At 44.1% G+C, this 19,172-nt stretch carries 12 protein-coding genes and 1 rRNA gene; 6 read left to right on the top strand and 7 right to left on the bottom strand.

Translation table 11 applies throughout. The annotated features are described in order from the left end of the window. Window positions 1-63: 63 nt before the first annotated feature. Window positions 64-1,539, bottom strand: coding sequence for an alanine/glycine:cation symporter family protein (locus B5D26_RS12965; RefSeq protein ID WP_078746151.1), 1,476 nt, complete (start codon window positions 1,537-1,539; stop codon window positions 64-66). A gap of 229 nt (window positions 1,540-1,768) precedes the next feature. Between B5D26_RS12965 and B5D26_RS12960 the strand changes: the two genes are divergently transcribed. Next, on the top strand, window positions 1,769-2,587 hold the full coding sequence (locus B5D26_RS12960) for a helix-turn-helix domain-containing protein (RefSeq protein WP_078746150.1): 819 nt from the start codon (window positions 1,769-1,771) through the stop codon (window positions 2,585-2,587). A 475-nt stretch (window positions 2,588-3,062) separates the two neighbouring features. Here the strand turns inward: B5D26_RS12960 and arfB are convergent, their stop codons facing one another. Then, window positions 3,063-3,476: an alternative ribosome rescue aminoacyl-tRNA hydrolase ArfB gene (arfB, locus tag B5D26_RS12950; RefSeq protein ID WP_078746184.1), complete on the bottom strand. Its 414-nt coding sequence runs from the start codon at window positions 3,474-3,476 to the stop codon at window positions 3,063-3,065. A 217-nt stretch (window positions 3,477-3,693) separates the two neighbouring features. Between arfB and B5D26_RS12945 the strand changes: the two genes are divergently transcribed. The 3 genes from B5D26_RS12945 (at window position 3,694) to trhO (ending at window position 6,792) form a co-directional block, all read left to right on the top strand. Continuing rightward, window positions 3,694-4,467 (top strand): ferredoxin--NADP reductase, encoded by a 774-nt coding sequence (locus B5D26_RS12945; protein ID WP_078746148.1) that lies wholly within the window; start codon window positions 3,694-3,696, stop codon window positions 4,465-4,467. 139 nt (window positions 4,468-4,606) lie between these two features. Beyond that, window positions 4,607-5,614, top strand: a complete 1,008-nt coding sequence (locus B5D26_RS12940) for an MsnO8 family LLM class oxidoreductase (RefSeq protein ID WP_078746147.1) — start codon at window positions 4,607-4,609, stop codon at window positions 5,612-5,614. A 188-nt stretch (window positions 5,615-5,802) separates the two neighbouring features. Further along, window positions 5,803-6,792: an oxygen-dependent tRNA uridine(34) hydroxylase TrhO gene (trhO, locus tag B5D26_RS12935; protein ID WP_078746146.1), complete on the top strand. Its 990-nt coding sequence runs from the start codon at window positions 5,803-5,805 to the stop codon at window positions 6,790-6,792. A 151-nt stretch (window positions 6,793-6,943) separates the two neighbouring features. Here the strand turns inward: trhO and B5D26_RS12930 are convergent, their stop codons facing one another. After that, the gene (locus B5D26_RS12930) at window positions 6,944-10,453 is read right to left on the bottom strand and encodes a thiamine pyrophosphate-dependent enzyme (protein ID WP_078746145.1); all 3,510 of its coding nucleotides are present in this window, start codon (window positions 10,451-10,453) and stop codon (window positions 6,944-6,946) included. Window positions 10,454-10,819: 366 nt separating this feature from the next. Here B5D26_RS12930 and B5D26_RS12925 point away from each other — a divergent pair, with 366 nt between their 5' ends. Continuing rightward, window positions 10,820-12,259, top strand: coding sequence for an aminotransferase-like domain-containing protein (locus B5D26_RS12925; RefSeq protein ID WP_078746144.1), 1,440 nt, complete (start codon window positions 10,820-10,822; stop codon window positions 12,257-12,259). Here the strand turns inward: B5D26_RS12925 and B5D26_RS12920 are convergent. The 3 genes from B5D26_RS12920 to B5D26_RS12910 all read right to left on the bottom strand — a co-directional run bounded on the left by B5D26_RS12920 (window position 12,234) and on the right by B5D26_RS12910 (window position 17,381). After that, complete coding sequence (locus tag B5D26_RS12920) at window positions 12,234-13,916, bottom strand: methyl-accepting chemotaxis protein (RefSeq protein WP_078746143.1); 1,683 nt, start codon at window positions 13,914-13,916, stop codon at window positions 12,234-12,236. The two genes, B5D26_RS12925 and B5D26_RS12920, sit on opposite strands and share 26 nt — an antisense overlap. 212 nt (window positions 13,917-14,128) lie before the next feature. After that, window positions 14,129-14,824: a hypothetical protein gene (locus tag B5D26_RS12915; protein ID WP_078746142.1), complete on the bottom strand. Its 696-nt coding sequence runs from the start codon at window positions 14,822-14,824 to the stop codon at window positions 14,129-14,131. A 34-nt stretch (window positions 14,825-14,858) separates the two neighbouring features. Further along, the gene (locus tag B5D26_RS12910; RefSeq protein WP_078746141.1) at window positions 14,859-17,381 is read right to left on the bottom strand and encodes a DUF748 domain-containing protein; all 2,523 of its coding nucleotides are present in this window, start codon (window positions 17,379-17,381) and stop codon (window positions 14,859-14,861) included. Between the two features lie 192 nt (window positions 17,382-17,573). Between B5D26_RS12910 and B5D26_RS16555 the strand changes: the two genes are divergently transcribed. Then, window positions 17,574-18,686 (top strand): methyl-accepting chemotaxis protein, encoded by a 1,113-nt coding sequence (locus B5D26_RS16555; RefSeq protein WP_078746140.1) that lies wholly within the window; start codon window positions 17,574-17,576, stop codon window positions 18,684-18,686. A gap of 191 nt (window positions 18,687-18,877) precedes the next feature. Here the strand turns inward: B5D26_RS16555 and rrf are convergent. After that, window positions 18,878-18,993, bottom strand: a 5S ribosomal RNA gene (gene rrf, locus B5D26_RS12900). Between the last annotated feature and the right edge of the window lie 179 nt (window positions 18,994-19,172).

Here is a 19,172-nt window from a genome sequence, read left to right as displayed (position 1 = left end):
CCAAACAGCGGTTCATTATTAAACCGCTGAGATTGCATCATTGTGCATTAAAGTTAAGAGTGATTAAGACTGTGTCACTACTGTAGATTTTTGGCCTTGTATCGGCGTCCGCTTCAACGCTTGGTGTTCAGGCTCTAGTTCCCATGCTTTTGAATCAATATCAAGGTCAGGAAAATCTGCAGGATCAAAAGTAGGTTGCTCATGGCCTTCCAAAAGCTGTTGATCGTAGTCTTTCATAATGCGCAGGCCTGTTTTGAATAACAGTGCCAGTGCAAATAAATTAGCCAAGGCTAAAAATCCCATCGTGACATCTGCAAAAGCGAATACAGTGCCAAGATCCATAATAGCCCCCCAACAACACAGACAGATAATGGCAACACGGAACCCGTTAAATAGATTGCTATTTTCTTCGCTGAGGTAGTTCAAGCTATTTTCGCCCAAGTAGTAGTTATACAAAATGGTACTAAAACCAAACAGCAGCAGCGCCACACTGACAAACATACGTCCCCATTCACCAACATGTTCTGCCAACGCCATTTGAGTTAATGCAACACCACCTTGGCTGCCGACTGTCGCAGGATCATAGACACCGCTCAGTAAAATAATAAAAGCCGTGCAAGAGCATAAAATCAGCGTATCAATAAAAACTGAAAATGACTGTACAATACCTTGGCTTGCCGGGTGTGGCACGTAAGCAACTGCGGCAACGTTTGGCGCACTACCCAAACCTGCCTCGTTAGAAAATAGGCCTCGCTTAACACCCATTAAAATCGCAGCGCCGATACCACCGCCAACGGCAGGCTCCAAACCAAATGCACTACGCACAATCAAACTGATTACGTCAGGAATTTTCTCTAAGTTAATACTCAGTACTACCAGTGCAATGCCTAAGTAACCCAGCGCCATAACAGGTACTAGCACCTCCGAAACCTTGGCAATACGCTTTACACCACCAAAAATAATCAGCCCCACAACCAGTGCCAACATAATGCCGGTGTAATAAGTTGAGATACCAAAAGCATCATTAATAGAGGTTGCAACCGAATAAGATTGCAACGCGGTAAAACCGAAGCCGAAAGTCACCAGCAGTAAAATAGAATACAGAAACGCCAGCCACTTCCAGCTACCCCCTAAACCTTTGGCAATATAGTAAGCAGGTCCCCCACGATAGGTACCATCTGGCTCAGCCTTTTTAAAAACCTGTGCCAAAGTGCATTCAAAATAGCTGGTTGCCATACCCATTAAGCCCACCACCCACATCCAAAAAATAGCACCTGGACCGCCTAATGTCAGAGCAACCGCAACACCCGCAATATTACCGCCCCCCACACGCCCAGCTACTGACAGCAGCAGCGCCTGAAATGAGCTTAAATGTCCATGTTGATCATGCTTAGCTTGTTTCAGCCCTAAAATACGAAACATGCGACCAAAGTATCGAAACTGCACAAAATTTGAAGCCACTGTAAACCATAGCCCCAATAGAATGAGCACCCCGATTAGCACTTTGCCCCAGAGTATATCGTTCAGTAGATCTAGCATTGAAAGTCTCCACGTGCGAATCAATCTCGCATTTTTTTATTGTTAGGAAGTGTCTATTCAAACAAAGAAAATAACGGGTGGGTATTTGGCTAACTGGCACCAGTTGATGCATTTTGTTGTCAAAATAGCATCAAGTAGCGCCAATCAAGCTATATTCATCCTATAAACCTTAGCTTATGATTTCTCTCGGCAACCGGATAAGGTGGGCGTCAATTTGAAGGGGACTACAATGCATGATGATTTTTCACGCAATTTGAGGCTGTTGTGCAGTTTCTACAAATCAATATCTGAAGTTTGCCGACGTTTAAATGTCAACAGGCCGCAGTTTAATCGTTATTTAAGCGGTCGATGTAAGCCTTCTGCACACACTATGCTGCGCTTTTGTGATTTTTTTGGCGTAGAGGAGTACGAAATTCTCTTACCTCATGACCAGTTTCAACGTTTAATACAGGTTCGCCCTAAAACCTCAAGCTCAAAAGCGCCATTACGCCCAGAAATAGAGCATTTTAATATACTCAAGCAACACAGCAGCCTCTCAGGTTTAGACAAATATTTGGGATACTACTTTGAGTACTACCAGTCGATGGCCTGCCCCGGAAAAATATTGCGTACACTAATTTGTATTCAACAGCAGGATGATTGTGTTTATTACCAGAGAACTGAGCGTTTAAAAGAGTCTGCACAAGATAAAACCTGCCATGCCATCTATTTAGGTGTTGTACACCTTCTGACAGATCGTATTTTTATGATCGACTATGAGTCTCTGACGGGCAATGAAATGACATTGACCACCTTATTTCCCTCTTTCAAAAACAGAGTGTCTCGGCTTAGTGGTCTAAAACAGGGGGTATCAGGTAGTGGTGAACGTATGCCTTGCTGTACAAGGGTGGTATATGAATACCTTGGTGAATCTGTTGATAAACAACGCGCTTTGGCGCTTTGTGGATTGTACAATCAGGATTCCAATGAAATTGACTTCACGTTAAGGCAGTCAATCATCAATACAATGGCAGCTGAGGATTGGCACTTTCGGGCTAAGCACTGTTAGTCTTAATCAGCGCTATGCATTGACAGCGCCAATAAGCACTCACACAGCGTTTTTTCTAAACAGAATTCTCATATTTTCCGGCCACTGGCCGGAAAACACCGAAATACTTTTATTCAGGTGCTTACCTGTTGCCTACAAGATTGTATTTGCGGCATCTCGCTGATGCTTGGTTTATAATCTTTTCCCGCATATTGCAGCCAGATCAAAGAGGGGCACATCAAGTAAGCTTGTAGGTTTTGATCAAAAAAAGAGCATTGTTTACCCGTACTGGCACAACCTTCAAAACAATATATCTCATTGATATCACACCGAGTTATTTCTTCTGCCATATCATACCACCCTACTCATCATTAGCTTTATCTTTAATATCGAAAAAGCCTTTGGTTTCAAATTGTTATTAGCTACAGCTTAACAGAGTAACGGTGTCACTAAACCTAGGGACAACCCTAGATTAAACTAGGCTATGGTAGATTAATTAATCAGTCACTCGGCCTCTTAACGATTTAATATTGCCGCGCCGGGTTTTGCTATCCACACGCTTTTTCTGTGAGTTTCTTGTAGGGCGCGTGGCTCTACGTGCTTTTTGTACAATCACTGCACTTAAAATTAACGCTTTTAAGCGCTCTAGTGCATCTTCACGATTTTTTTCTTGGGTACGGTATTGTTGCGCCTTAATAATGATGATGCCTTCTTTGCTAATACGGTTATCACTTAGCTGTAATAAACGCGCCTTATAGAACTCGGGCAAAGAGCTGGCATGAATATCAAAACGTAGATGAATGGCCGATGACACTTTATTGACATTTTGACCACCTGCGCCCTGAGCACGAATGGCACTGAGTTCAATCTCATCATCTGCAATAGCCAACGGGCCAGAAATAATCAGCACAACATAACCTTTCAATAACAAAAATCTAAAAATTGAGATTTAAAACTCAGTCTAACGAGACTTACGCAAACGAGTTATCTAAAAAAACGATTAATCATATCAAAATTATCAGTTTATTAGATACTTATACGTTGCATTACACTGACTGACATAAATTCAACAGCTGCATTTCAGCGCAGCAATAATTTCAGCGTCATCACGACAAAAGAGGCAAAAAATGGCAGGGTTAGTGAAAGAGCAAGTACTCAGCGTACATCACTGGACTGATACTTTGTTCAGTTTTAAAACCAGTCGAGGCTCTTCTTTACGCTTCAAAAATGGTCACTTCATTATGATTGGCCTTGAAGTTGCTGGAAAGCCACTGATGCGCGCCTACAGTATCGCCAGCGCCAACTACGAAGATCATTTAGAGTTCTTCAGCATTAAAGTACCTGATGGCCCTTTAACCTCTCGTCTACAAAATATTCAAGTTGGCGATGAGATTATGCTCAGTAGCAAACCCACTGGTACATTAATTCAAGACCATTTACTGCCAGGTAGAAACTTATATTTGCTCAGCACTGGTACAGGGTTGGCACCCTTTATGAGCATTATTCGTGATCCTGAAATTTATGAGCATTATGACAAAGTCATTTTGACTCATGGCTGTCGCTACGTGGCAGAGCTGGCTTATCAAGATGTGATATTAGACGAGCTACCCAATAACGAATTTTTTGGTGATGTTGTCCGCGAAAAGCTGGTCTATTACCCAACAGTGACACGCGAAGCCTATACCAATGAAGGCCGTTTAACCGACCTAATGCGTAGCGGTAAATTATTTACAGACTTGGGGCTACCTGCGTTCGATTTAGAAAATGACCGCTTTATGATTTGCGGCGGCCCAAGCATGTTGAAAGAGACTTGCGAGATATTGAACGAGCAAGGTTTCATTGAGGCACGCCATGGTGACTTAGGCCACTATGTAATCGAAAGAGCCTTTGTGGAGAGTTAATCAATCCCATGGTTAAGGCAGTGCTAAGGATAAGGATGTCCTGTTTTAAAGCTTGCAGCATGAGTCATTCGGTATGCTGATTTAACAAAAAGTACAAAACAGGATATAGTTAATATATTAACTATAAAAGGAATCACCTGTGAGTATTAAGTTATCGGTTGTAGACCAATCCCCTGTATATGGCTCTCACCCTGCAAAAGAGTCCCCTAGTTTATCTGCCACACTTGCACAAGCCTGTGACCAGCTAGGCTATTATCGCTACTGGGTTGCGGAACACCACGATAGCATTCACTTTGCCAATCCTTGCCCAGAAATATTGATTGCACATATTGCCAGTATCACCAAAAACATTCGTGTCGGCAGCGGCGGAGTAATGCTCAACCACTATAGCCCCTACAAAGTTGCTGAGTGTTTTAAGATGCTGGCGACACTGTTTCCAGATCGAATAGACTTAGGTATCGGTCGCGCACCCGGTGGTACGCAGCTGACCTCTCAAGCACTGTCTTATTTCTCAAGACCGCATAATGGTGAGTTATACGCCACACAAGCCCAAGATCTTAAACACTTTATTGATGGCTCTATGCCTAAAGACAATGCCTTCCATAGTTTGAAGGTTTTGCCAGATAATGACCCCAAACCTGAAATGTGGATGTTAGGTTCTAGTGGCGGTAGTGCAGGACTTGCAGGGCACTTGGGCTACCATATTGCCCTTGCGCGTTTTATTGACCCAGACAACTGTAGTCCAGATATTTTCAAAGCACACCTAAATGAATGGCAAAAAGCAAAACATGCAGGTACACCCAATAAAATGCTGGCGATTGCCTGTATCTGTGCAGAAACAAATGAAGAAGCTCGTCTAATAGCAGGAACCGCAGTTTACCGAAAGCTGGCTGCACAAATGGGGCTTAGGGAACCCTTTTTAACCCCCGAGCAAGTGCAGGATCGCTATAACGCACTATCACACTCTTACCAATCACAGTATGACCATATTCTTAACGGCTTTACCGTTGGTACTGCAACGCAATGCTGGGATGAAATCAACCAACTGACAAAAGCCTACCAGTGCGATGAAATTGGCCTGGTCACAGTTACACACAGCTTTCAAGATCGACTGCAAAGCTATCAACTATTGGCTGAAGCGTTATAACCAGCCAACAATGGCCATATTCAAAGCACTAGTACTTGGATATGGCCTATTCATACCGCTGTCCCAGCAATAATGCTATCTAATCTCAACCGAATCATTACAATCCCATACCTAATACCTGACAAATTAAGTCAGGTTTGATACAGATTACTTGCGACGGATTTACGATTCGTTTAGCTGGAGATTTTATGATTACGGTATGCGCACTATATAAATTTGTTCGTCTTAAAAACTTTAAAACATTACGTGAACCACTACAGCAGATCATGTTAGCTAACAGCGTTAAAGGTACGCTGCTATTAGCAGAAGAAGGTATTAACGGTACTATTGCTGGATCAGCCAACGGCATCGCCGAGGTTTTAGCTTGGTTAGCCAAAGACAGCAGCCTTAGCAATATTGTTACCAAAGAATCTTTTCATGACAAAAATCCATTTAATAGAACCAAAGTTAAATTAAAAAATGAGATCGTCACCATGGGTGTTGAGGGGATTGACCCACGCCATGTGGTTGGCACCTACGTAAAACCTAAAGATTGGAATGAGCTAATCAGTGATCCAGAAGTATTATTGGTGGACACTCGCAATAATTACGAGATTGAAATTGGTACCTTTAAATATGCCGAAAACCCGAGCACCAGCAGTTTTCGCGAGTTTCCAGCCTATGTAAAAGAACACCTAGATCCCGCAAAACATAAAAAGGTTGCCATGTTCTGTACTGGTGGCATCCGCTGCGAAAAATCAACCGCTTACTTAAAAGAGCAAGGCTTTGATGAGGTCTATCACCTTGAAGGCGGTATTCTGAAATACCTAGAGGAAGTGCCCGAAAGCGAGTCACTATGGCAAGGTGAGTGTTATGTTTTTGATGGCCGTGTTGCTGTAAACCATCGTTTAGAGAAAGGCCAATATGAGATGTGCAATGCCTGCCGTCTGCCAATCACTGAGGCTGACAAGCTATCTGCACAATATGAAGCCGGTGTCAGTTGTCCAAAGTGTTTTGGCACTCATACAGAAGAGCAGCTTAAGCGCTTCCGCGACCGAGAGCAGCAAGTGCAACTGGCAAAAGCCCGAGGTGTTGAACATGTGGGCGGTCAAGCTAAACATCATGCAGCCAAAGATCGTGAACAGAAATTCAAGCTCAAAGAAACACAGAGAAAGCACAACCAAACTAAGCTGGCTTAAGACCTTTAAGACAAAAAATCCCCGCCAATGGCGGGGAAATGTGCAGAGCGCTTAATCAACAAGTTGACGCGCTTTTAACGACTCGGAACCTCAAATCTTATACCACTGCCGTTGAGCACTACGGCAGTGGTTATCATCCAGCAGTAAAAGGTTAAGGTTGATGCACCTGTACAACTGGAATCTGCTGCCCAGTGCTAGCAGGAGGCTGCATGTTGTCAAACACTTTAGCTGCCTTCTCATAACGCACTTGGCGATAGCCTTTAATGTTGTCTAACCGCATCAGCTGTTGGCGTTTATCTCCCTCTTGTTTAGGGATTGCATTCAACAGCTCGTGGCGTATTTTCAGTGCAATTTCATGTTCCTGCGCATGTACTTTAGCTTGTGCCTTACGCAACCAGCGCTGGTGACGCATCTGTTTTAGCATCCACTTCTTAGGTGAAAACTCAAACGCGATGCGGCGATCCATCAAATCAAACTCTGGACGGTTCAAGTGAATGATGCGGTAGTCGGTGCCAAGGTGTTGATAGGCTTGCTGATCTTGCGCTTCTTTCAATGGCGAAATCATCAGATGCGCAACAAAGACCTCATCCTTAATCCAGTAGGTTTTACACAATGCCCGCAGCGCAATTTTTTGCAGAGACGGATCAGGGTAGAGGCTTTTTAAACCTTTCGCATCGGCCATAAAGCCCGTCAAAGCCTGATTGCGATCATAGACCACTAGATCATGTACATAGTGAGCCAGATGATTATGATCGATCTCAGGGAATAAGACTTGTAGCTCTTTTAAACCTTGATCGAACAGCTGAGCCAAACGGTCACTGCTTTCCCAAACCGCTGCACTTTCTTGTACACTTTGACGGAACAAGCTAATCAAACTGTTCTCAATTTGTGGCAGGTATTGGTTTCGGAATGCTTCAACCCCCATCACCACCATTTCACGCCCTAGAGTGAAAGCACGCCAGTTGTTATCAAACTCTGCTTTCGGCACACTGCGACGGAAAGCCCCCTCCATATTTGCCTCTGTAAACGGCAACATGCCTTTTTGATATGCGATACCCAGTAAAATTGCCGAAGCGTATACACTTTTACCCAACTGACGGTGGGAAACAGCTTTCATTGGGCTAAAGAATGCACGCTCTTTTAGCTTATCTGCCAGTTGTTCACGCAGTTTGGCCGATTTCAGTACTTCCTGCTCTTCACCGTAGTTCAGCAAAATACTAAGCGGAATCTGAAACTCTTCATCTAACAAGGCTTGACCATAAGGTGCTAAGAAACCAACTGCCGCACTGCCATCCAATAGATCAGGTGACAATACCAAATCGGCTGTACCAAGTGGCGTAATCGCACTGGCTGACTTATTACGATTAAAGATACTTAAGTGGCCAGTCACTCGACCATTACGCTGCGCCAGACCTTTCTGATCCATAAACTTAAAATCAAGATCATCAATGCCATTCATCTCTTCACCAGCTTCCGCCAGCACGCGAGAGATGGTGGTCACGCCTGAACCACCTACACCAGTTACCACCACTCGCCAGTCACTGCCTTGCAGAATATCGTCAAAGCTTTTCACCCTTTCTGGCTCTGGCAAACTGGCAGATGCGGCTTTTAAGCCCTGCTCAGCCGTTTGGTAACGAGTTGGGTGATAGTTGATCACTTCTACTTTTTCAAAGCTTGGGCAGGCCAGAATCTTCGAGCAGTAACCGTCCGACACACAGATCTGAGGGTCAATGAACATTTTCGGGCCATAGGCATCTTCAGTTTGAGATAGGCCGGGACAACCTGTCATCTCCACACACATACGGCAATCTTCACAAGCCGAGGTGTTGATCTGGAAAAAGGTTTGCACAGGCTTAGTTTCGCCTGCACCGAAGATTTTACGATCACGGGCTTTCTGGCTAGCCGCGAAGGTTAAGCCGCACTCTTTATTAGAAACAATAACCTTAGTGCCTGATTTCTTCACATAGTGCTTCAACACATTGCGATAGAAATAACGATCAGATGGATTCACCTCAACCGCTTCATCAACACCCATGCCGCGTACTAGGTTCAGCATATCCTGCTCTGGGCGCTTGCGCCCCTCAACAGACTGACCAGTACTAGGCGACATCTGGTGACCAGTCATCGCGGTGAAGTCATTGTCTAATACGATGTAAGTGATGTTGTGACCTAACTGTACCGAGTTCGAGATCGCACTTAATCCTGAGTGGAAGAAGGTCGAGTCTCCCATCAACACCACTGATGGGTTATTGGAGAACAAGTCCATTCCCGCACCAAATGCGCCCCCCTGCCCCATCGCTGAAATGTCGTGCATCTCTTTAAAGGGTTCTAGGAACGACAGCGAGTAGCAGCCCACATCACCATGCGAAATCAGGTTAATCCCCTCTTCCTCTTTGAAGACTTTGCGCAGCTCTTTTAACAAGCTTAAGGTTTCACGGTGCGGACAACCTGGGCAGAATGTCGGCAAACGCATCGGCAGCGGGTTATCTAATCGGATAAGCTCTGGGGTTTTGTGCTGACAAGGATGACGATGCAATAAGCCCATCAACTGGTTCATCTTACTGCGTAAAATTTCGTAAGAGATACCACCATCTGCGGGGAAGCCTTCCAATATCTGTTCACCCTCAGGCAAACTCGGGTCGAGGAAGTCTTTACCAAAGAGTTTCAACTTGATGTCATGCTCTTGGCATAAGTGCAGCAGTTCGTTTTCTAAGAAACCGCGCTTTTCTTCAACCACAACTAAGGTTTCAAGTTTCGACAGCCAAGGCACCAACAGTTCGTCAACTAATGGGTAAGACGCCGCCACTTTGTACAGTGAAAACTCGTCTAAGTACTGCTCTTCTTCCATGATTTGCTTGAGTGATTCGTACACCACCCCTGAAGAGATAAAGCCAATTTTGGCGTCAGCAAACCCCAATTGACGGTCTAATGCCAACTCTTTTAGTAGTTTCTTCACTTTTGGAAAACGTTGGCGAATCATGCGCTGATCCGCACCTAAAGAGTTAGGTGGTACCATCACCGATTCAGACAAGTTAAAGGTGCTTGGATCAAAGTCTGTCCTTTCCTGAGGTACAAGCGCTTCGTCACCAATTTGTACTCGCCCACCACCTTCCGCAATGAAAGTGGTCACTAATACACCCGTATATAAAGAGGAGCGCTGAGATAGAGTTAGAGCATGGGCAATCCAGTCTTTCAACTCTTGAGGCGTGGAAGGCTCCAAAAAAGGCATGTGAAGATGCTTGAATAGGTAGCGCGAATCTGCTGCGGTTGACGTAGACATCGACCAAGGGTCATCACCCACAACCACAACCACACCGGAATAAACAGTTTCACCGGTGACAGGGTCAATCGTTGGCATACCGCCATTGGCAAAGTTACCCACAGACAAGGCATCTGAAGCCACATGAAGCCCCATTGACTTCATGCCAACCATCACATTACGGCCAGCCTGTTTAGCACCACCGGCCATAGCTGCGGCGTTAGCTTCTGTATTGCCAAGGGCAACGCGAATGCCTTTATCATGCAGTTCATCTTTGCGTGCATGCAAGATGTTGAAATAGTCCGCCAGCGGAGAACCGGGATAGCCTGTATAAAGAGAGAAGCCTGCTTCCAGTCCGCCCTGAATAATCAGTTCGTTACCATTTAAAATTTTGTAAGTCATGACCCTGCCTTATAATTATTCTGGCTAATTAGGTAGGTCTTTTAGCTGCAGTACGCCTACCTTTTTTGATTACCCAGTATTTTGGTCAATATTACTGATCTGTTGCAGAGCTAGTTTTTACTGATTGAATCGGTACAGTTTCAATTTATAGTAACTGTACTGCTAGCTTTCACCTAAACTGTACCTATCAAAAGCACGACAAGAGATCACAATGAGCAGCTTTCAACAAGCGAACCCTCTATAGGGTTACTTTTGATAACCACGTAACTCTAGTTTTAATAGTAGTCAAACACTGATCATCGCTATCTTTTCTTTTATCGCCTCGTTTTGTTTTGTGGCCTCAGTCAGCAGTGTAGAGAACAAAGTATGTCAACCTTATATCAACAGATTGCAGATGAATTGGCCTCTCAGATCGACCAAGGCGTATTTCAAGTAGGTGACAAGCTGCCTTCTATTCGCAGGCTAAGCAAACAAAAACAGGTCAGTATAGCAACCATTCAAAGCGCTTATGAGCAATTGGAGCTGCGCCAACATATCGAGTCTCGCCCTCAATCCGGTTTTTATGTCCGAGAGAGGGTACGCTTGCCTGTTAGTTCAGCTTTTATGCTATCAAAAGCAGCCGATGATTTAGCGCTACCTACTGCGGTCAGTATTAAGCAATCTGCTGCGGAGGTGCTCAAACGTTGCCAACAACCACGTTTGATTAATCTTGGTGCAGCGATTCCATCTGCTGAGTTTTTACCTGTTAAGCAGTTGCAACGCATTATGGGTAGCTTGGTGCGCCAGCGTATGGATGAGGTGGTGGTGTCTGTTTTCCCACCAGGATTAGAAGAGTTACGCTTGCAGTTGGCTAAGCGTATGGCAGAGTCGGGCTGCCATGTTAGCGCCAATGAAATTGTCATCACCAATGGTTGCCAAGAAGCCCTAACACTTTGTTTAAGAGCCGTGGCTAAAGCAGGAGATGTGATCGCAATAGAAAGCCCTGCGTTTGTGGGCTTGCTACAGGCCATTGAATCTCAAGGTATGAAAGCCGTTGAGATTCCCTGTCACCCAGAACAAGGTATTAGTTTAGAAGCGCTTAAGCTCGCCTTAGAGCAATGGCCGATTAAAGCAGTTGCGCTAGTACCCACTAACAACAACCCGTTAGGTTCAACTATGCCTGACGCTCATCGCAAACAGTTGCTGGCAATGTTAAAACCATTACAGATTCCTGTGATAGAAGATGATCTCTTTGGCGATCTTAACTATTCGGGCAGTCGGCCAAAAGCGATTAAAGCCTATGATGAAGACGGCAGAGTGCTCTACTGCTCTTCAGTTTCAAAATCAATTGCTTCAGGCTTACGAGTTGGTTGGGTTTCTGCAGGTCGCTACCAATCTCAGCTAGAGTTTCTGAAATCTTTTAGCAGTGTTGGCACATCCACATTAAGCCAGATGGCTGTAGCTGAGTTTCTCGCCAACGGTGGCTATGACCGTCATTTACGGCGTATCCAATCATCTTATGCCACACAAGTGCAAAAGATGAGTGCTGCTGTCATGCGTTATTTCCCAGAGGGCACCAGCCTAAGCCACCCCTCTGGAGGCTATATTTTGTGGGTACGTCTACCGGAAGGGGTCGATTCAATGAATTTGCATCATTTAGCGTTGCAAGAAGGGATTGGTGTCATGCCGGGGCGACTGTTTTCAGCACGAGAGCAGTATCAGAACTATTTGCGTCTCAACTGTGCTATTCCTTGGAGTAGCACAGTTGAAAACGCATTAAAAACATTAGGAGAGCTGGCGCTTAGAACAGCTCCGCCTCTTGATTAACGCGTACACCGGCACGCTGTTTGGTGCTAATACTGCGATCAGTTACCTTAAACTCACCCATTAACTTCTGTAACTTGGCACTCATTTTTTTCAAATCTTCGCCAAAGCTAAACGTCAGCTGACCTGAGGCTAATGTTTCTCGGAAGTATTCATCCATTACATCGAAGTTACGACCAACTTTGTCAAAGTTATCACCTTGAATGCTGATAGCCTCAAGAATCTCTTCTGAGCAGCTTTTGATATGCAAAATAGCATCATTAATTTCAGATAGACTTTCTTTGCTCGCCTCTGTTAATTCACGACTGGCGTTAGCCTCACTGATACTTTGCCCCATGACCTCAACCACCTCTTGGGTTTGGTTGCGAATCGCTTCGACCATAGATTGAACTTCTGCGGTTGATTCGTGGGTTTTACCTGCCAAGCCACGTACCTCATCGGCGACCACAGCAAAACCACGGCCAGCTTCACCTGCACGAGCCGCTTCGATAGCCGCGTTTAAAGCCAACAAATTGGTTTGCTCTGCGATGCTACGAATCACATCAATCACCCCCTCAATGCGCTCACTGCTCTCGCTGAGTCGGGTAATGGTGTCTTGGGCTTGGCCTAAACGTAATGCCAAACGCTCCATTGTTTGACTGGAGCTAATCACAACCTCTTGGCCACGCTGAACGCGGTCGTAGCCTTGAGTGGTGGCAGCAGAAATACGTTGTACCGCACTTGCAACAGAGTCAGAGGCATCACGGGTAGTGTGCATGCAGCTGTGCACTTTTTTACTCTGTTCATTCTGTTTCATGATACGGTCTTGAACATGGGTATTGGTTTCAGACAGCTCATCTGCCATTGGAATCAAACGCACCACAGACTTCATCACGGTAGCAACCGTTTGATCCGTTTTAGTTAGAAAATGGTTAAATGAGCGCGCTAAATCACCAATTTCATCTTTGCGATCTTCCGGTAAACGCTGCGATAGGTCACCCTCACCTTTACCCAGCTCCTCAACCAATATAAACATGCGCTTAATAGGGGTCAGCACAAAAAAGCTTAATCCTGCAGTTAGCGACAGCATTAGCAATGCCAATAAGCCCGTGAATAACATACTGGTGTTTTGAGTACTTTTGGCACTTGCAACCGCTTGAGCCAGCGCTGTATTGGTATTGTTTTTATGCGAAACCATTAATTGATCAATTTTTTCATTGATCGCTGTGGCGGTGCTGTCAAACTCCGCCATTAATTTGTTCCCAACTGCAGGCCCTTCAGAAATATAGCCCTGCGCCATTTTTTTGCCCGTGTTGTAATAAGCTTCAAAAACAGGCAATAACTCACGGTAAAATGCTGCGTTAGCCTGATCCACTTGTTGCAATTCGTTTGTGCGCTGGCGAAAGAGCACCGCATTTTCTTCCGCTACATCAAAGCCATCATTGAGTCCATCTAAGCCTCGAGTGGCACTGATATCGGTCAACCACTGCTGCACTTGGATCACCGCAATTTGCATCTCATGGGCTTTTTCCAACTGGGGAATACGTTGCTCAGCCAATTGTTCTACATTAAGTATGACCTGCGAGGTTTCATTACGCAGCATTACCATCTGTACTAACAGAAAGACAATACTGATGACAACAAACACTAAGGTTTTGCTTTTAAGGCTGGGTAGGATCATGGTGGGATTCACTTCAAATATGTCGACTGTCAATTAGTTTACACGATGACACATAGGCATACAAAAAATATGTATAAGATAGACTTCAATAAGAATAATCCCTTATAAATCAAATAAGTAATAAAAACGACCAGCCTCCCTCAATGTGAACAGGATCATATTGAGGGGCTTTTTATAGGATTTGACTCGTGATTTTAGGCTCCACTGGACTTTTATAGCGCTTCTTTTTGACTTAGATCATTAAGATAACGCAGGGTTTGATTCAGCCCAGGTTCATTGTTACGCCAATCAATCTCACCATCTTGATTCAGGTCTTCGCCCATCAGAACTTGGTCTGATAGTTTGGCTAACATGTGCGCTTGAGATGATAGGTTTTCACTTCTAGGTGCTCTTAATATTTCAGCAACTAGATTGTACATCTGTTCCAAACGCATATTTATACTATCGGTACTAGCAACAATCTGCTCGCCATAAAGTGCTACGGCTTGAGACTTATCATCTTGCTCTAATGCCAACATTGTGTGCTTTTGGACACCTGCAACGGCTTTAATCAAACCGTAGCCCTTCCCTGGTCCCTTTTCGCCATTAGGTATTAATGCATGTTTAATATGTACGGCATGCATTTTCACCCAGTCCGTATTATCTGCTTTTTTTGCCGCCAAGTGAGCGTGAGTACGAGCTATAGCAGCCTCTTCCCTAGCTATCGTTAACAAACCCACTTGATTAGGTGTATCTGCCCATCGGCTGCGGACATGATTGATATGTGCCAACGTCATAGGGCCTGCCCCCCCCATTACATTTTGCTCACTCATTTGCTCCATCGGCTGCTCTTGAACATCATCGCTGGCACAGCCCGCCAATAATGTAACGGCCAAAGATGTCGCCAATAAATAGTGACTTGTTTTCATTATTCCCGATCTCCCTAAAGGGTTGTTAAAATCATCATGGTGCTAACTTTAATACTAGCATTGCAGGACCATTAGCATCCTGCGAACTGAGTTCTTTTCTTGGTAATTCACAGGCTTTTAATTGGCTAGCAACTCCTTTGCTGGCCATAATTCTGCGCCATTGCCTTAAACGTCCTTGCTCTAGTGTCAAAAATGCTTTTTGGCTGAGCTTAACATCTCCCTTATTCTGCTCCAGTAGCAACTGGTACTCCGCCTGATTAGAACGCAAACAGCTCGTTAGCTTCAAAGCTGTGCGCTCTTTTAGTATCACACCTATTTTATCAGCATAGGCTTTTTGCTGAGCATTCAACTCTGCTTGAAGCAGTTCAAACTCGACAGGCTCAAGAGGTATTGCTCCTCCTTCTAACAAGCTTTCTCCTAGGCTTTTTAAAGTCATTAGAGAAGCAAAAGGCTGAAGGGTATATTTCAAGTAGCTAAGTGCGCCTTTTTGGCTGGCACTGAGAATAAATTCGCGAATCACATCGGCACTTCCGACTTTCAATTCATCGCCTTTTTTGTCAATGCTAATGTTTAGTTCTATACGGTCATCACTGTCTTCTAATATCGAAAGAGCCATTTGCAAGGGTAAGTTTTGCGAGGCAAATTCACCTTTTAGCGACATATCAAGCTGATGAAACAAAAAGCCTATTTCGCCTTTAAGATGATCTTGCTCAAAATCCAACTTAATTTGGTTATCCATGACACCTTGCAGAAAATAAACTTGGGCAACCTGTTCTGCATAAGGACTAATAGAGGGTAGTGCTAACCCTTTTTGACTGCCTGTAGCGGTAAATACTAATGGTTCCGGCTGTAAACTTCCTGCTAATAGCCAATGACTCTGTCCATCTAGCCAAGCGTCTAATGTCCAGTGAGCGGTTTTATCAGAAGGCCATTCAAAATCATTTAATGTCATGGACTCCAGTAGGAACTCACTCTGAGTTGGCTTCAGTAAATTGTGGTCTTGGTAAAGCACCTTTTGTCGCTGAATGTTTAGTTGTTGTACTTGAACAGATAAATGCTCCCTTGCTTTTTCCGGCTCTTCATTAGCTGAAACTTCATTAACAGAACCTGCATCTAGCATCTCATTTTTCACTTCGCTTTTTGATGCTTCAGCTGTAGGGATAGCTTTTGAAACCGCTATTTCTTCTTTCTGCCAGTTCAACTCACCATCAACAATTACAGCTTGTTTAAGTTTTATTTGAGGTCTTGATTGCCAGTCCACAAGCTCTAAACCTTTTAGCTCAAAGTGTTGTAGCAGGTATTGGTTAGTCAAAGGTGAAGCACCCGACGCCAGATCAGTAGTCTTTCCATGCAGTTGTAGCGCTATCTGCTGTCCAAGTACTTGTGACAATGCCAGCTGTGAAGGTGTTATCACCACGCTAGATAATGCCAATTTCTGCAACAATAGATCAGTACTAGCTTGCTGAAAACGTTGCCCAGTTAAATCAAGCTGTACCAGATCCAGCTCAAAGTGCTCAGGTTGCAGCCAATGATGTAGGATAAATTCTGATAATGTTAGTTGCTCTAGTTGGTATTGAATTGCCGTATTTGGATTACCATCTAACTTCAACGCCAATTTTTGCAAATCCAGATCAGATAGCCGAATACTGCGCTCATCAAGCACTAATCCATTAAGCTCTAATGCAGCAAGCTGAAGATCCTGTCCAAGTGTTTTCCAGTGCAGTGCATTTAAGTTGATATCACCCTGTAGATGAAATTTTGGTAGTGGGCTGCTCTTATTTTGTTTCCATGCTGCTTTCAGTTTTGCGTTAACATTGACACTATTAAGTGCCGCTGGGACAAACTTTAGCCAGCGATTCGTGGGCTGGAAGTGTTTAACTTCAATATCAAACTCACCACTGTGCTGCTGAGCTAAAGGATAGAAATATCCTGATAATAGAAAGTCGCCTTTGCCTGTATTAATGGATGCTTTTAGACTTGCAGCCTGCTCTGTTGCTTCTGTGCTAATTGCGCCCATTTGTATATTTTTAATCACAACATTAGGCCAGCCAGCTCGCTCTGACTGCAGATTAATTTCTGCGAATCGGATGCTTGGTATTATTAGTGCGGGTAATGCGTCACTTTTCTCCTCGGAGCTTGCTGTAGAAGACAAAGAGTTAGAGGGCGCTTGCGTTGAGGTATCAGCATCAAGTTTTAGCTGCTTTTGCCACTGTAGCAAAGTTAATCCTGCTACCATCGGATCATTGCCTTGATAACCAACGCGTAAACGATCACCCACAACCGTGAACTCTGCAACTTCACCCCATAAGGCCGCAGGGTTCAAACGTAGATCTAACTGAGTTAACGTTAGTGCGCTATCTCCTTTACCTAACACAATATCGTGCAACTGCAAACCAAAAGGGCGTAGTGTCAAGCTAACCCTGTCCACAGATAACAAATAGGGCTGGCCTAAATAATTGCTTAACTTGGTTAACCCCCATGGACTGAGTAGCAAACACACACCCAACACTATTAGTAAAATAGTGGTTAATAGTCCTTTCTTTAGTCGCACAAACATAAACGAAGCACCCCAAGACTTTAGTCAAATATATGACCGCTCTTATACAAGACATTTTATGGCATATAGCAGAGTCAGAAATATCTAATCTTATTTATGACAATACTATGCAGACATTGGTAAGATAAGATTAATATTTGCTTACACTGCGTTACGATATCTACCCTACAGTTAGATCGCTTGGAGCGGGTTATGTGGAACAGCGGCAAGAAAACGATACTTGAACTACAACGTAAAATAGATGATTTAGAAACCCAAAATCAGCGCCTAAACCAAGAGAAGTCTGCGCTAGAATCTGAGCTATATCAACTAAAGTCGACAAATAATGGCAAAGATGAGCTGCACGACCTCAATAAAAAATTTCATACCTTATGGGGTACAGGACACGCCTCTCTTAATGAGGTTCGCGAAAAAGTAGCTTACTCAGCTCAGCAACTTGCACAGCAAAGCAGCGCACTTAAAGACTCGAATCAGCTTTTTGACCGCTGCCTTGCACTTTTGTCTCGAATCAACGTGCAATCTAAAGAGATTAGCCAACAGTCTAGCAGTACTCATAAAGAAGTTGCTGTGTTAGACGATGCATCAGGTCGAATTTCAGAGTTTGTAAATATTATTCATACCATCTCTGAACAAACCAATTTGCTAGCACTGAATGCTGCAATTGAAGCGGCTCGTGCAGGAGAGCATGGCCGTGGGTTTGCGGTTGTTGCAGATGAGGTCCGTAGCCTAGCACAGCGTGCTAGTAGTGCAACAGCCGAAATCACGAGTCTTGTGGAAATCATTGAACAGCAGACAACCAAAACGGCTAACAGTGCAAAGTTAATGGATGAAGAAGCTCACGAGATCAGTAGCTCTGTTGCCGAAGCAGAATCCCTGATTCAAGAAGTTGTTCAACTGTCTAAAGATATGAAAATAACCATTGATGGCAGTGCAACTTCAAGCTTCATTGAAACCGTTAAACTAGACCATATCGTTTATAAAAATGAAGTTTATCAAGCTTATTTAGGACTTAACCGTAAGTCTAGCCATGATCTAACAGATCACACTCAATGCCGTTTAGGCAAGTGGTATTATCAGGGTGAGGGCAAAGAACGCTATTCCAGCCTGCGTAACTTTAAACAACTTGAAACACCACATGCAGGTGTACATCGTGCAGGACAATCTGCGGTCGCATCAGCCCAATCAGGCGATTGCCGGACAGCACTCACTCATCTAAAAGAGATGGAGGATCAAAGCGGTATTGTCGTTGATGTGCTCAATGCAATCGCAGACGAAGACAAACAGCGTCGGGCTAAAAAGTCTTAAAGATAATTAATCAAATAGCTACTCAGGAAAGTCGGTATACATTTTACGCCGACTTTCTAATATTCTAATTTCCAACTGTAATCTCCCCTAAACACTAAACTAAAGAGCTTCCGTCTTTTATTGTTAAGCACTCCAAACGCTTTAAACGCAAAAACCCCAGTCTATCGCTAGACTGGGGTTCTATATAAGGCGCTTGACGATGTCCTACTCTCACATGGGGAGACCCCACACTACCATCGGCGCTGTACCGTTTCACTGCTGAGTTCGGGAAGGGATCAGGTGGTTCCAATACGCTATTGTCGTCAAGCAAAAAAGGTGTAGATTGAATGTCTGCCAATTAAGCCTATCTGTTATTAGACTTTCTACTTTGTTCGTATCTTGTATTCTTACGTCCAAGCCTGAGCTTGTCGCTTGTAATCTCTGACGTATCCGTCGATTGTTAAGCAAGTCAAAAACTGCTTTGGTGTTATATGGTCAAGCCTCACG

It is taken from the genome of Oceanospirillum multiglobuliferum, from assembly GCF_900167095.1.
Classification (GTDB): domain Bacteria; phylum Pseudomonadota; class Gammaproteobacteria; order Pseudomonadales; family Halomonadaceae; genus Oceanospirillum; species Oceanospirillum multiglobuliferum.
Note: the sequence above shows the minus strand (reverse complement) of the source record. Positions and strands in the feature narration are given on the sequence as shown.

What these genes read in the sequence shown, in the direction of transcription:
- B5D26_RS12965 (WP_078746151.1), bottom strand. Translation starts at nt 1,539, where the DNA reads ATGCTAGATCTACTGAACGATATACTCTGGGGCAAAGTGCTAATCGGG.
- B5D26_RS12960 (WP_078746150.1), top strand. Translation starts at nt 1,769, where the DNA reads ATGCATGATGATTTTTCACGCAATTTGAGGCTGTTGTGCAGTTTCTAC.
- B5D26_RS12945 (WP_078746148.1), top strand. Translation starts at nt 3,694, where the DNA reads ATGGCAGGGTTAGTGAAAGAGCAAGTACTCAGCGTACATCACTGGACT.
- trhO (WP_078746146.1), top strand. Translation starts at nt 5,803, where the DNA reads ATGATTACGGTATGCGCACTATATAAATTTGTTCGTCTTAAAAACTTT.
- B5D26_RS12930 (WP_078746145.1), bottom strand. Translation starts at nt 10,453, where the DNA reads ATGACTTACAAAATTTTAAATGGTAACGAACTGATTATTCAGGGCGGA.
- B5D26_RS12925 (WP_078746144.1), top strand. Translation starts at nt 10,820, where the DNA reads ATGTCAACCTTATATCAACAGATTGCAGATGAATTGGCCTCTCAGATC.
- B5D26_RS12920 (WP_078746143.1), bottom strand. Translation starts at nt 13,916, where the DNA reads ATGATCCTACCCAGCCTTAAAAGCAAAACCTTAGTGTTTGTTGTCATC.
- B5D26_RS12915 (WP_078746142.1), bottom strand. Translation starts at nt 14,824, where the DNA reads ATGAAAACAAGTCACTATTTATTGGCGACATCTTTGGCCGTTACATTA.
- B5D26_RS12910 (WP_078746141.1), bottom strand. Translation starts at nt 17,381, where the DNA reads ATGTTTGTGCGACTAAAGAAAGGACTATTAACCACTATTTTACTAATA.
- B5D26_RS16555 (WP_078746140.1), top strand. Translation starts at nt 17,574, where the DNA reads ATGTGGAACAGCGGCAAGAAAACGATACTTGAACTACAACGTAAAATA.